The 13,313-nt window shown below is 64.9% G+C and carries 13 protein-coding genes; 9 read left to right on the top strand and 4 right to left on the bottom strand.

The features are described from left to right. Positions 1–77: 77 nt before the first annotated feature. The 6 genes from ACLQ7E_RS04680 to ACLQ7E_RS04655 are packed head-to-tail and all read left to right on the top strand — an operon-like array spanning position 78 to position 4,810. Positions 78–1,202 carry an LLM class flavin-dependent oxidoreductase gene (locus ACLQ7E_RS04680; protein ID WP_411731397.1) on the top strand — a complete coding sequence of 375 codons (1,125 nt, stop codon included), beginning with the start codon at positions 78–80 and terminating at the stop codon, positions 1,200–1,202. Continuing rightward, on the top strand, positions 1,195–1,830 hold the full coding sequence (locus ACLQ7E_RS04675) for an amino acid synthesis family protein (protein WP_411731396.1): 636 nt from the start codon (positions 1,195–1,197) through the stop codon (positions 1,828–1,830). The genes ACLQ7E_RS04680 and ACLQ7E_RS04675 overlap by 8 nt, the downstream gene beginning before the upstream one ends. Further along, on the top strand, positions 1,827–2,378 hold the full coding sequence (locus ACLQ7E_RS04670) for an amino acid synthesis family protein (protein WP_411731395.1): 552 nt from the start codon (positions 1,827–1,829) through the stop codon (positions 2,376–2,378). Before ACLQ7E_RS04675 ends, ACLQ7E_RS04670 begins: the two co-directional genes overlap by 4 nt. A gap of 2 nt (positions 2,379–2,380) precedes the next feature. After that, complete coding sequence (locus tag ACLQ7E_RS04665; RefSeq protein WP_411731394.1) at positions 2,381–3,136, top strand: alpha/beta fold hydrolase; 756 nt, start codon at positions 2,381–2,383, stop codon at positions 3,134–3,136. Then, complete coding sequence (locus ACLQ7E_RS04660) at positions 3,129–4,610, top strand: aldehyde dehydrogenase (RefSeq protein ID WP_411731393.1); 1,482 nt, start codon at positions 3,129–3,131, stop codon at positions 4,608–4,610. Before ACLQ7E_RS04665 ends, ACLQ7E_RS04660 begins: the two co-directional genes overlap by 8 nt. 8 nt (positions 4,611–4,618) lie before the next feature. Further along, positions 4,619–4,810, top strand: coding sequence for a tautomerase family protein (locus ACLQ7E_RS04655; protein WP_411731392.1), 192 nt, complete (start codon positions 4,619–4,621; stop codon positions 4,808–4,810). 88 nt (positions 4,811–4,898) lie between these two features. Here ACLQ7E_RS04655 and ACLQ7E_RS04650 read toward each other — a convergent pair whose 3' ends face one another. From ACLQ7E_RS04650 to ACLQ7E_RS04635, 4 genes are read right to left on the bottom strand one after another with little or no spacing between them, the layout of a single operon-like run. Next, the gene (locus tag ACLQ7E_RS04650; protein ID WP_411731391.1) at positions 4,899–5,894 is read right to left on the bottom strand and encodes a glycine betaine ABC transporter substrate-binding protein; all 996 of its coding nucleotides are present in this window, start codon (positions 5,892–5,894) and stop codon (positions 4,899–4,901) included. Positions 5,895–5,896: 2 nt separating this feature from the next. Further along, positions 5,897–6,679 (bottom strand): ABC transporter permease, encoded by a 783-nt coding sequence (locus tag ACLQ7E_RS04645; RefSeq protein ID WP_411731390.1) that lies wholly within the window; start codon positions 6,677–6,679, stop codon positions 5,897–5,899. After that, positions 6,676–7,926: an ABC transporter ATP-binding protein gene (locus ACLQ7E_RS04640; protein ID WP_411731389.1), complete on the bottom strand. Its 1,251-nt coding sequence runs from the start codon at positions 7,924–7,926 to the stop codon at positions 6,676–6,678. Before ACLQ7E_RS04640 ends, ACLQ7E_RS04645 begins: the two co-directional genes overlap by 4 nt. Continuing rightward, positions 7,919–8,560, bottom strand: coding sequence for an ABC transporter permease (locus ACLQ7E_RS04635; protein WP_411731388.1), 642 nt, complete (start codon positions 8,558–8,560; stop codon positions 7,919–7,921). The genes ACLQ7E_RS04640 and ACLQ7E_RS04635 overlap by 8 nt, the downstream gene beginning before the upstream one ends. Positions 8,561–9,713: 1,153 nt before the next feature. Here ACLQ7E_RS04635 and ACLQ7E_RS04630 point away from each other — a divergent pair. From ACLQ7E_RS04630 to ACLQ7E_RS04620, 3 genes are read left to right on the top strand one after another with little or no spacing between them, the layout of a single operon-like run. Continuing rightward, entirely contained in the window at positions 9,714–11,075 is a 1,362-nt protein-coding gene (locus ACLQ7E_RS04630; RefSeq protein WP_411731387.1) for an amino acid deaminase, read from the top strand. Next, positions 11,075–12,610, top strand: a complete 1,536-nt coding sequence (locus tag ACLQ7E_RS04625) for an N-acyl-D-amino-acid deacylase family protein (RefSeq protein ID WP_411731386.1) — start codon at positions 11,075–11,077, stop codon at positions 12,608–12,610. Before ACLQ7E_RS04630 ends, ACLQ7E_RS04625 begins: the two co-directional genes overlap by 1 nt. Next, the gene (locus ACLQ7E_RS04620) at positions 12,607–13,242 is read left to right on the top strand and encodes a bifunctional 4-hydroxy-2-oxoglutarate aldolase/2-dehydro-3-deoxy-phosphogluconate aldolase (RefSeq protein ID WP_411731385.1); all 636 of its coding nucleotides are present in this window, start codon (positions 12,607–12,609) and stop codon (positions 13,240–13,242) included. The genes ACLQ7E_RS04625 and ACLQ7E_RS04620 overlap by 4 nt, the downstream gene beginning before the upstream one ends. The last annotated feature ends 71 nt before the right edge of the window (positions 13,243–13,313 follow it).

Genomic DNA, 13,313 nt, shown 5'->3' with positions numbered 1-13,313 from the left:
GCGCCGAAATCCCCAATTCGGGCATCACCTTATACGCCCATGCCCTAGCCCACCCATCCCTGAAAGGGTTCACTACAATGCGATTTTCCATCTTCCACGGCCTCGGTGCACCCGGCGATCTCTCCAACTACAACCAGCACATGAAGGATGCCCGCGAGTACGCCGTGGCCGCCGAGAAGTACGGCTTCTGGTCAACCTGGTACACGGAGCACCATTTCGGCCATGAGGGCCAGGAGCTGACTCCGAACCCGATCATGATGGGCGTGGACATTGCCGCCCGCACCGAAAGAATCCGCATCGGCCAGGCCGCGGCCATCGTGACGTTCTGGAACCCCTTGCGCTTGGCCGAGGACCTGGCACTGCTCGATCAGCTCTCCGACGGGCGCCTAGAGGTCGGCGTCGGACGCGGCCTCTACGGGCGCGAGGCATTGAACCTGAACCCGATCGCCAATCCTCGCGACCAGGAACAAAACCGGGCCCTCTTCGAGGAGACAATGGAGGTGCTGGACAAGGCCTGGAACAACGACTTCTTCAGCCACAAGGGCCGCTTCTTTGAGTACCCGGCTCCCGGAGTGAAGTGGAACCACCCGCTCTCCCCCGCCACCTCGGAATTCACCAATGAAGACGGGGAAATCACCAAGATAGCGTTGGTTCCGCGTCCGTACCAGAAGGATGGCCCGGGTCTTTGGCAGGTCATCGACACCCCGCGTTCGATCACCAACGCCGCCAAGGCCGGCGTCCAGGGCATCTTCTGGTTGCCGCCTGTCTCGGCCTTGAAGGGCCGCTTCGAGTTGTACCGCGAAAACGCCTCCGAGGCCCAGGGCCGCGAAGTCCCGCTCGGCGAGGGCATCGCCCTGGTCCGCGACGTCTACGTCGCCGACACCATGGAACAGGCCCGCGAGGAGTTCGAGGCTGCGGTCATGAACACGTATAAGTGGATCACGCACTGGCGCGGCCTGAGCAACCTCATGGAGGAAGGCGAGGAGCTCACCGACGAGCACGTCCTTGACTTCGACATGCTCATGGACCGCAACATGCTCGTCGGTACCCCCGAGTATGTCACCGAGAAGATCAAGGAGCTCCAGAGCGAGGTCGGACTGGAACACATGATGCTGTGGACCACCCACCCGGGCCTCGAGCACTCCAAGGCCATGCGTAGCCTGGAATTGTTCTCCGAGAAAGTGATGCCGAGCTTTGTCTAGGATCCAGGAAGCCATCTCCCCCGAGGCCCGTGCGGCCGGCATCCGCAAGGTCGTGTACTACCAGGAGGAAGTCCTCTTGGAGAACGGGACCGAACCGGCCATCCCAGCCCTGCGTGCCTCGGCGGCCGCCGTCATCGCCAACCCGTGGTTGGGAACTTCCCCGGACACCGACCTGGCGGAGGCCGCAGAACGCATTGCCCCACATATTGCACACCTGCTCACAGACCGCCTGCTGGAAAACCTCGGTGGCATCGACAAGGTGGAGGCATTTGGCAAAGCTGCCATGGTGGGAACCGGTGGCGAGATCGAACATGCCGGGGCCCTGATCCACACGCCCTTCTTCGGCAACCTGGTGCGGGAGTTCCTCGACGGGTCGTCGATCATCTGCTTCGCGGATGAGCGGGCCGAGGCCGGCCAGTCCATCGTCGTACCGCTTTGGCACAAGGAGCACGCCGCCACACGCAGCCACTACCAAACAGTCAGTGCCCGTATCGCCGATGCCCCCGAGCCCGGGGAAATCGTGGTCATAGCCGCGGCATCCACCGGCCCGCGCCCGCACTCGCGCATCGGCGACCGCACCACCGACCGTCCCGTGAATTCAACCATCCTGTTAGGAGCCAGATCATGAACGTCCGCAAGATTGTGACCTATGTCGAGGAAATCCTCACCGAGGGCGGCCGCCCGGTCGAGCCGGCGGCCCGCGTGGCCGTTGTCGCGGCCATCATTTCCAACCCATGGGCCGGACAGGGGTTCGTCGAGGACCTGACCGAAGGCATTGACAGCACCGCCTCGGATCTGGGCGCACTGCTCGCGCCGCGCGTCATCGAGGCCCTGGGCGGCGAGGTCGAGGCCTACGGCAAGGCCGCCATCGTGGGACTCGAGGGCGAGGTGGAACACGGCTCAGCGCTGATCCACACGCTGAAGTTCGGGGACCATTATCGCAAGGCCGCCAACGCCACCACGCTGCTGCCCGCCGTGGAAAAGCGCAGCGCCGCCGGAACCGCCTTTGACGTGCCGATGAAGCACATCACCGATGCCACGATCCGTTCCCACCACCAGAGCGTCGAGGTCCGCATTGCCGATGCGCCGCACCCGGGCGAGATCCTGGTAGCCTTGGCCGCCTCGGCCCAGGGCCGTCCGCAGCAGCGCCTGGCCGCGCTGTCCACCGAACTGTAGCCATGGCCTCCGAGCTGACACCACTGGTGCTGCTGCACGGAGTGGGACTTGACCGCAGCATGTGGTCCGAGTTCCACGCCCGGGCGAGGGCCCTGACCTCGCGGGAGATCATCGCGCTGGACCTTCCCGGCCACGGTGCCGAACCGGACCTTGCGGATCCGGTGACACTGGCCGAGCTTGCAGGCGATGTCGCGCGCCGACTGCCCGGGCGCGTGCATCTTCTTGGGTTCTCGCTGGGCGCCCTGGTTTCCCAGCACCTGGCACGGTTTCGCCCCGAACTTGTAGCGAGCCTGACCAGTGTCAGCTCGGTGTGCCAGCGCACGCCGGAGGAAGCCGCGGCGGTGCTATCCCGGCTGGAGACCGGCATCACCGATTTCCCCGCCAGTGTCGAGGCCTCCCTCCAACGCTGGTACCCAGCCGATTGCGGGGTGCCCGATTCTGTCATTGACCGCACCCGCAAGGTCTTGCTGTCCAACGACATCGACTCCTACCTCCATGCCTACCGGGTCTTCACCACGGGCGATGCGGTGATCGGCCCGGAATTGCACCGGATCGAGACACCGGCCCTCGCCCTCACCGGAGAACTGGATCCGGGGTCCACCCCGGAGATGTCGCGCCGCCTGGCCACCGCGATCCCTGGCTGCCGGCTGGAGATCTACGCCGGGGTGCGGCACATGCTGCCCGTCGAACGGGCAGCCGAGCTGGCACGCTCCGTCACCACCTTCATTTCCGAATCCACGGGAGAACCACATGCTTAAGCAGTACGGTCACTTCATCAACGGGGCGTTCGTGGCCCCACTCGAAGGCGAATACTTCGAGAGCCACAACCCCGCGACCCTCGAAACGCTCTATGAGGCCGCGCGCGGCAGCGCCGCAGACGTCGACGCCGCCGTCGAGGCCGCCCGGCGGGCTTTCGAGAACCCCGCGTGGCGGCGGATGAGCCAGACCAAGCGCGGCCACTTGTTGCGTCGGCTGGGCGACCTGATCGGCGAAAACGCCGAGGAGCTGGCACGCCTGGAGACCCAGGACAACGGCAAGCTGCTGCGCGAGATGCGCGGCCAGCTCGCCTCGGTGCCCGAGTATTACTACTACTACGCCGGTCTGGCCGACAAGATCCAGGGCAGCCAGATCCCGTCCAACTCGCCTGACCTGCTGAACTACACCCAGCGCGAGCCACTGGGCGTGGTCGGGGCCATCACCCCCTGGAACTCGCCGCTGACGTTGACCACCTCGAAGCTGGCCCCGGCCCTGGCCGCGGGAAACACCATTGTCATCAAGCCCTCGGAGTACACCTCGCGCACCATCCTGCGGGTTGCCGAGCTGACCGTCGAGGCTGGCTTCCCGGACGGCGTGGTCAACGTCGTGACAGGTTTCGGCGCCGAGGCGGGTGCAGCACTGGTGGCCAACACCACTATCGCCAAGATTTCCTTCACCGGTTCGACTGCCACCGGGTCGGCCATCGCCGCTTCCACAGCGGCCCGGTTCATCGGATCCACCCTGGAGCTGGGCGGCAAGAGCCCGAACATCGTCTTCGAGGACGCCGACGTCGCCAACGCCTCCATGGGCGTGGTGGCCGGGATCTTCGCCGCGGCCGGCCAGACCTGCATCGCCGGTAGCAGGGTCTTCGCCCACCGCTCCGTCTACGACGAGTTGTTGGAGCGGGTCTCCGAGCGTGCCAAGAGCATCGTCATCGGCGACCCCATGGACCTGTCCACCGAACTTGGCCCGCTGGCCTTCGCCGACCAGCGCGACAAGGTCGATTCCTATGTCTCATTGGGCGTTTCCGAGGGCGCCAACGTGCTCACCGGAGGGACGCGGCCCAAGCTCGAGCTGCCGGGATACTTCTACTCCCCCACCGTCCTGACGGACGTGGACAATTCCATGCGCGTGGTGCGGGAGGAGATCTTCGGACCGGTGGCGGCGATCATGCCGTTCGACACCGAGGAGGAGGTCCTGGCCCTGGCCAACGACACGGAGTACGGCCTTGCCGCCGGGGTCTGGACCAAGAACCTCTCGCGTGCCCACCGGATGGCCAGCCGGTTGGAAGCCGGGACCATCTGGGTGAACACCTACCGGGCCATGTCGCCGATGTCCCCGCGCCAGGGCTTCAAGAACAGCGGCGTCGGAATCGAGCACGGGATGGAGTCGGTCAATGAATACACCCGGCTCAAGAGCGTGTGGATCAACACCGACGAGGGACCGGTTGCCGATCCCTTCGTGATGCGGGGCTAGGAGGAACCATGCCGTTAATTGACGTTTCCATCGCCGAGGGCCGGACCCCCGAGCAACTTCGTGCGCTGGTTGCCGCCTTGCACCATGCTGCCGAAACGAGCGTTGGTGCGCTTCCGGAAAACACCACCGTGATTATCCGTGAGGTGCCCAGCACGCATTGGTCCAAGGCGAACCAGACGATTGCCGAGCGCACCTTCTGAGACCGGGGCGGCAGGCGACAACTGACGGCGCGGGGCGTTTCCCATGGGAAACGCCCCTCCCCGGTGTTGCAAAAAGCTTGCAGGTCCTTTACGGCTCGGAGATGAAGCCTTCGGCGACCATCCACTCGAAGGCCACGTCCGCGGGCTCGCGGCCCTTGACATCGACCTCCAGGTTCATGGCCTGCAGCGCATCGTCTGTGAGCTTCGGGGAGATCTGGGCAAAGACTTCCTCGATGCCCGGGTACTTGTCGGCAAATTTCCCGAAGAGCACCGGGGCCACGTTGTAGGCGGGGAAGTATCCCAGGTCGTCCTCCAGGACCGTCAGGTCCAGGGCCTTGATCCGGCCATCGGTGGTGAAGACCTCGCCGAAGTTGCAGTCGCCGTTGTCGGTGGCACTGTAGATGGCCCCGGTGTCGTAGATGCCGACGTTCGAGTCGGGCACCGACTTGGGATTGCCGCGCTCGAGCCCGTAGAGATCCAGCATCGGGTTCAGGCCGTCGGAGCGGGAGTTGAATTCCGCGTCGACGCAGAACGTCAGGTCCTGGGGATCCAGGCCCTTGAGCTCGGAGAGCTTGGAGATTCCGCCAAGGTCCTCGACCGCTTCACTGCGCACTGCCATGGCATAGGTGTTGTTCATCGGCGCGGGCCTGCCCCAGGTGATCCCGTTGCCCAGGTCCTGGTCATGCACCGACTGCCACATCTTGGCCTGGTCGGCAATGCCTTCCTCGTGCCCCAGGTAGGTCATCCATGCCGTGCCGGTGTAGTCCCACATCATGGTCGCCTGGCCGGAATGGATCAGTTCGCGGGCAGGCTGGCTGCCGGGAACGTTCGTCAGGTCCTTGACCTTGAATCCGGCGGCTTGGCCTGCAAGCACGGCGATCTTTCCCAGGATCAGCTGTTCGGTGAACGCCTTGCTGGTCACGGTCATGGTTGGGTTTTCGGGCAGGTTCGGAAGCGGGCTGATGCTGCCCGGCCCGGCGGGCGGCACGTACGAGGCCGCCGAGGACAGTCCACACCCGGTCAGCAGCACGCCGGCCGCCGCCGCCACGAGCGCGGTTGTTTTGATCCATTTTCCTGCATTCATCTCTAAAGTCCTTTCGGCCGGGCGAGCTGTTCCACGACACGGCCGAGCCAGTCGATGAGCAGCGCCAGCAATGCCACCAGCAGGGATCCCGCAATCAGCACGACCGTGAGGTTCAGGTTCACGCCGGTGGTGATCAAGATGCCCAGCCCACCGCCGTTGATGAAGGCGGCGAGGGTCGCGGTGCCGACCAGCAGCACCAGTGCGGTGCGGATGCCCGAAAGCATGACCGGGACCGCCAGCGGCAACTCGACCTTGAACAGCACCGACATCGAACTCATGCCCATGCCGCGGCCGGCCTCGACGAGGCGTTCGTCAACCTGCTTGAGCCCCACCATGGTGTTGGTCAGCACCGGCAGGATCGCGTACAGCACCAGCGAGATGACGGCAGCCCAGTATCCGAAGCCCAGCCAGAAGGCCAGGATGACTACCAGGCCAATGGCCGGGGCCGCCTGTCCGATGTTGGCCACGGCCATCACCGGGTTGGTGAATCGGCGCATGGAGGGACGGGTGAGAACGATCCCCAACGGGATGGCGATCACCAACACGATCAGCGCTGCAACCACCGTGAGGTTCAGGTGCTCGACGGTGTAACCCCAGAGGGTTGCCGGGTCCAGCGTGGTGCGCTCGGTCTCGGTCAACTCGGCGTTGGCCAGCCAGATCGCCACGGCTGCCAGCGCCGCAAGGATTCCCAGCAGCTGCAGGCCCAGCACCCGCCACGGGTGCTCGGTGGGGCGGCTCGGCTCGGTGATCTGGGCCAGGTTGGAGCCTGCGGCAAGTGTGCTCATCGCGGTTCCTCCGTTCTGTGCGGCTCCGCCGCCACGGCGTTCTCCACGGAGAGTGCCGGAATGGCGCCGGAGTTCAATCCGACGGGGGCGTCGGACCCGTCCGCGGACGAGGAGTTGGCCTGGGAGATGGCCTCCATAATGGTCTTCACGTTGATCAGGCCCCGGAAGACGTCGCGCCGGCCGGTGACCACTGCCGTTTCGGAGCTCGAGACCAGCATGGTGTCCAACGCGTCATTCAGGGTCGACTGGTCGCTGACCAAGGGCATCGATTCGTCGACGGTGTCGTCGACCAGCTGCAGGCGGGAGAGCTGGCGACGAGTGAGGCGGCGGATGGGCCTGCGGCGCTTGTCCAGCACCACGGCGTAGGAATCGCCGGCGCCCTGGACCCGGGAGAGCACGTCGCTGGCCAGCTCGCCGGGCAGCGCGGTGATCGCATCCTTGAGCTCGACCTCGTTCACCCGGGTGAGGGTGAGCTGCTTGAGGCCGGCACCGGAGCCAATGAAGTTCTCCACGAACTCGTTGGCGGGGTTGGCCAGGACGCGTTCGGGTGAATCGTACTGGACGAGCTGGGCGCCCTCGTCGAAGACGGCGATCCAGTCCCCGAGCTTCACTGCCTCGTCGAAGTCGTGCGTGACCATGACGATGGTCTTCTGCACCTCGGACTGGATGTTCAGCAGTTCGTCCTGCAGGCGCTGGCGGGTGATGGGGTCCACCGCGCCGAAGGGCTCGTCCATGAGCAGCACGGGCGGATCGGCGGCCAGCGCGCGGGCAACGCCCACGCGCTGCTGCTGCCCGCCGGAGAGTTCCTTCGGGTACCGGTCGCGGTAGATGGACGGATCCAGCGAGACCAGCTCCAGCAGCTCATCGACACGTGCGGCGATCTTGTCCTTTTTCCAGCCCAGCATCTTGGGAACGATGGCGATGTTCGCAGCCACGGTCATGTGCGGGAACAGTCCCCCTGCCTGGATGACATAGCCAATGCGGCGGCGCAGGGTGTCGCCGTCCATCTTGGTGACGTCTTCGCCGTTGATGACGATCTTTCCGCCGGTGGGTTCGATGAGGCGGTTGATCATTTTCAGCGTGGTCGTTTTGCCGCAGCCCGAGGGGCCGACGAACATGACAATGCTTCCGGCGGGGATTTCGAGGGTGAGTCCGCCGACGGCCGGCTTGATTTGGCCGGGGTATTGCTTGGTGACTACGTCAAGCAAGATGGATGCGCCAGTGATGGCGTCAGAGGATTCAGACACGGATACCTCGCGGGGTGGTGAGTCGGCCGATGCCGAGCAGAATGAGATCAAGAATGAAGGCCAGGATGACCACGCCGATGACGCCAACAAGCACGGAGTCAAAGGCCTTGGCGCCACCCAGGCGGGATAGGCCGGAGAAGATGAATCCGCCGAGGCCTGGGCCCAGTGCGTATGCGGCAATCGCAGCGACGCCCATGACCATCTGGGCCGAGACCCGGATGCCGGAAAGGATGACGGGCCATGCCATGGGAAGTTCTACGGTGGCCAGGGTGCGCATGCGGCTCATGCCGATGCCGCGGGCCGACTCTACGACGGACGGAGAAATGCCGGCCAGCCCGACGATGGCATTGCGGACAATTGGCAGGGCGGCAAAGAACGTAACCACGATGACCGCGGGCGTGACGCCGAACCCGAATGGGGCGATCAAGAGGCCAATGGCGGCGAACGAAGGGATGGTCAAGCCAATGGCAGAGACTCCGTTGGCCATGGAAGCTAGAGACTTATTGCGGTAAACCAACGCCGCGATCACCACGGCGATAATCGTTGCGAGGATCAGACACTGCGCAACTAGCGAGAAATGCTGCCACGAGGCAAACAATATTTGGCGGAATCTTTCGCCAATGAATTCAAACACATCAAAACCTGCTTCACTTTGGTTACGTAGCGTGCTCTCCTCGGACCGAAAGGCCTTGGATACCGTGCAAACATACGTGAATGGGCGCTTCATATCTACTTGAGATTGCCCCGACCAGCCCATCGAGATTGTTTCGTAATTGATGGAGTTATCCGGGAATTACCCGTTCAACTCGGCATTTGAAGAGTCGTTGGATTTCGACATGAAGGATCGGAAAATCGTTGAATTCGTAGGACAGATAATCGATTTGACCTCCTCGTGCAGGTATGCCCTGATCCTACTCCGCGTGTCCCCGGCCCAACAGCCTGCTGAGCGCCCTATCGAGCGACGCGATGGATGAAAAAAGTAGTGACACTCACACCTCGGGGCCGCGATCCGATCCGCCAAAACTGCCCTCTGGACACGCGTTCGCACGCATGGCACCGGCCTCGGGCACGTTCCGTTCCGTTCTGTTCCGTTCCGGCGGGTGCCCCGGCCTAGGCGACTGTCTTCCAGCGGCAGGCCAGGAAGGGCGCCGACGGCTTTTGCCGCCCAAAACGACATCAACATCGCTTGGTGCACGAGCGCAGGTGGCTCCGCCGCAAGGCATCCAATGCCAGAACACAGGCGTCGATTGTCAAGCTGGAATCCACCCAACGCGACACCTTCGACGACGTCGGGGTCGCCATGCAAGGCCTGTTCATTGCATGCCACCGCTGCTCGTGCTTCACGTGCGGAAGGAGATTCTGGGGTCTACCGATGTTCCATGAATGCCTATCATTCAGCTCTGCAGCGTCTGTCAGGCCGAACGGGGGAATGCCGGGAATGCCGGGAATCATTATCGGATCTGCCGAGGTCCGGATCCTGGACACGGTTTCCCATGCCAGTTGTTCGAACTGCCAAGTCGGTGGACCGGTGGAAACGCACTTATTGGGTCTCAGCGCGGATCCCACCGTGGTCATGTCCATATACTGAAGTGCTTCCCGTCCCTCGTCAACGGACCGGGCAACGTGCTATACCCGAGGGTCGGCGTCGGGCCTGCCGGAGGGTCTGCCATGTTCCGGGATTTTTTTGGCGGTTTTTTCCCGACCGTGTTAGACATGAAGCTGTGTGTCCGTAACTCCCCATGACCATCCAGCACAGTGCCTCTGGCCGAATTAATAAGGAATTAGCCGTGGATGATCTTGCACAATCGGAACGAATGACCCTGGCATCCCCCGCCTATGCCGTCGACATGATGGCGAATCTGGGCCAAGTCACGCTCGACTGGCGCCACAAATCCATACCAGCCACCTTCCACGGGCAAAGCGCCGCCGAATTCATCTCAAGTGAAGTGGGGCTTTCCCAGCTACAGACGCCGCTGTTGACCCTGGACGTCACGGCCATGACCCACAACCTCAAGCAGATCTCTGCCTGGGGCAGCGCGCGCGGAGTGCTGCTGGCCCCGCATGGCACCACCACCATGGCCCCGCAGCTGTGGGCCGAGCAATTGGAACGCGGCGCCTGGGGCATCACCTTGGCCAACTACGCCCAAATGCGGGTGGCACACGCCCATGGCATCGCCAAGGTGCTTCTGCCCAATACGCTTTCCGATCCGAGGGCCATCGCCTGGGTGTCCTCGGTGACCGGGGACGACTTCAAAGTCGTCTCATGGGTCGACTCATTGCAGAGCGTGGACCTGCTTGAATCCACGCTCGCGCAGCTGGCCGCAGCCACGGGAAGCCTGCCCACTCCCCTGCGGGTGATGGTGGAGCTCGGAGGCGCCGTTGGTCGCACCGGTGCCCGTTCCATCGATGCAGTGCTGGACATCTCTCGCGCCGTGGCGGCATCCACCCACCTCGTTCTGGTGGGCATTGGCGGCTATGAAGGCGCACCGGCGCACAGCGCCGACGAAGCCGCCCTGCAAACGGTGCGCGACTACCTGGTGGAGATGCTCAAGGCGCACAAACTCATTCTGGCGTCTGGGCACTACGCCGACGGGGCAAACCTGATCCTGACCACCGGCGGTAGGGCCAGCTTCGAGGACGTTGCCTCGATGCTGTCCTCCGCCATCGACGCCGGCACCGGCGCAAGCGGCCGGCGGGTCGATGTCCTGATCCGTTCCGGGGACTATCTGGTGCATGACGACCGGTTCCACCGCGGCATCTCGCACTTCGCCCGTCAGGGCCTCGCCCCGTTCCGTGCCGCCATGCACGGCTGGGCCCGCGTCGTTTCCCAGCCCGAGGCAGGCCTGGCCCTGCTCGACGGCGGCAAGCGCGATTTCCCCTTCGACGAGGGGTTGCCCGAACCTCAGGCGATCGGCTGCGACATGGGCGGCGAAATGACCGAATTGGTCGATGCGAGCATCGTGACGCAATACGACCAGCACTCGTTCCTGCGCTTCGATCCGGCCACCACCACGGTGAAGGTCGGCGACGTGGTCCGGCTGGGGCTTTCCCACCCCTGCACGGCCTTTGACAAGTGGACGTTGATCCCGGTCCTGGCGGACGCAGTGGAAGACCAACGCGTCGTCTCCCTAGTTCACACCTTCTTCTAATGCGGATCGATGCCGTGCGCCCGATCCCGGTGCGCACCGCCATCACCCGCACCCGCATCATTGACGGCACCGGCGGTGCCGAATACGCGGCCGACATCGTGCTCGAGGAAGGTCTCATTGCCCGGATCCTTCCGGCCGGTTCCTTCGCGGATGACGGGGCCACAAGGGTCATTGACGGATCCGGGCTGGTCACCTGCCCGGGCTTCATTGACATTCAGGGGCGTTCGGGCCCGGCCCTACCGGTTGATCCGGCACGCCTGGCCGCGCTCACCCAGGGCGTGACCACGGAAGCCCTGGTGCAGTGCGGGTCCTCCCGGCGCACCGTGGGCCAAGACCTTGACCTGCTTGATGTTGGCCAAGGCACCAACGTCGCCTATCTGGTGGCCCAGGGCACCGTGCGGGCCATGGCCATGGGAAGCGCGGAGGGTGCGCCCACGGCCGAGCAGCTCGTTGCCCAGGTCACGGCCGTGGCCGATGCCCTGGAGCAAGGCGCGGTGGGGCTGTCCTCCGGCCCGGAACATGCGCCGGGGGCACATATCCCCGCGGCGGAGCTCGAGGCCCTGTGCACCGTGGTTGCTGCCTACGGCGGCTACTGGTCCCCCATCCTCGACCCGAACAACGGCTCGGTGCTGGACGCCGTGGCCGGCAGCATCGCGCTGGCCGCCAAGACCGGGGTGTCCCTGCACCTGGCCCAGCTGAGCCTGGGCACCGGGGACGAGCAAGGCAAGGTCGCGGAATTATTGGCCCTGCTTGACTCGGCCCTGGACTCCGGGGTCAACCTGAGCTGCGATTCCCACCCTTACCTCGAGAGCCCCGCGCTGTTGTCCTCGCTGCTGCCTGCGTGGGCGCGGGACGGGCCGGCCACCGACGTCCTGGCCCGGCTCAACGATGCCGATGCCGTGGCACGGATCCGTGCCGAGCTGGAGACGGACGGGAGCATTGACTGGGACGCGGTGCGCATCGCCTCGGTGGGTTCCGAGCAGCTGGCCATGCTGGTGGGCCAGGACATCGCCGGCATCGCCGCGATCCAGTCAACCGATGCCATCACCACGTTCGTGCGGATCCTGGGTGCCGATTCTCTGGCCACGAGCATCCTGCGCCGCACGGGCAACGAGGAAAACCTGCGGTCGATCATGGGGCACCGCAGCCACATCGGTGCCGGAGTCGGGTTCCCCGACGCCGCTGCCCACCCCGGAACCTGGGGCGCCTTTCCGCGCCTGGTGGGACACTACGTCCGGGACACGGAGCTGATGGACCTGCCTGCCATGATCCACCAACTTACCGGCCGTCCCGCGGCCCGGCTGAGTCTGGCCTCTCGCGGGGTGCTGGCCGCAGGAAACGCCGCCGATGTGCTCGTCTTCGACCCGGATGCCATTATTGACATGGCCACCCTTGCCGATCCACGGCAACCGGCGGCAGGAATCAAGCATGTGTTCGTCAACGGCGTGGCCGCCGTTTCCGGACACCTACCCACTTCGGCCTTGGCAGGCCGGGCGCTGCGTCGCAGCGCGGAAGGAAGAACACAACACTCATGAACACGCCGGAACTGATTCAGATGCTCCACCGGGACAAGGCACTGGCGGTGGTGCGCACCGAAGCGATCACCGACGCCGCGGAATTGTGCGGCGCACTGGTTTCCGGGGGCATCAACGCGGTGGAACTGACCTTCACGACCCCCGGGATGCTCACCCACCTGGCCCGCGCCGCCGACACCGTCCAAACGCACGGCGCGGTGGTCGGGGCCGGAACCGTGTTGCATGCCGACCAGGCGCGCGCCGCCATCGATGCGGGGGCCAGGTTCATCATTGCCCCGGGGATCCGCCCGGAGGTGGCCGAGGTCGCCGCGCAGGCGGGGGTCCCCTTCTGCCTGGGCGCCATGAGCCCCACCGAGGTGGCCATGGCCCTGGACCTGGGCAGCGCGGTGGTCAAGATCTTCCCCGCCGCAATCATGGGTTCGCGCTACCTCACCGAGCTGCAGGGCCCCTACCCGGGAGTGCGCCTGCTGCCCACCGGAGGCATCACCCTGGCCAACGCCAAGGAATTCCTGGACGCCGGGGCACTGGCCGTGTGCGTCGACTCCTCGGTGGTCCCGGCGGCGCTGGTCGCCGGCGGGGAACACGACGCCATTGCCAGGCTCGCGGCCGAATTCACCGCCGCCCTGCACTAAACGGGGGCCACGGCGGAAGACAAACTCCGTCACCGGTGCCCGGGCAGCGCTGCGCATGTGATGGGATAAGG

The organism is Paeniglutamicibacter sp. (assembly GCF_046714615.1).
Lineage (GTDB): Bacteria > Actinomycetota > Actinomycetes > Actinomycetales > Micrococcaceae > Paeniglutamicibacter.
This window is presented reverse-complemented; position numbering and strand designations above follow the sequence as displayed.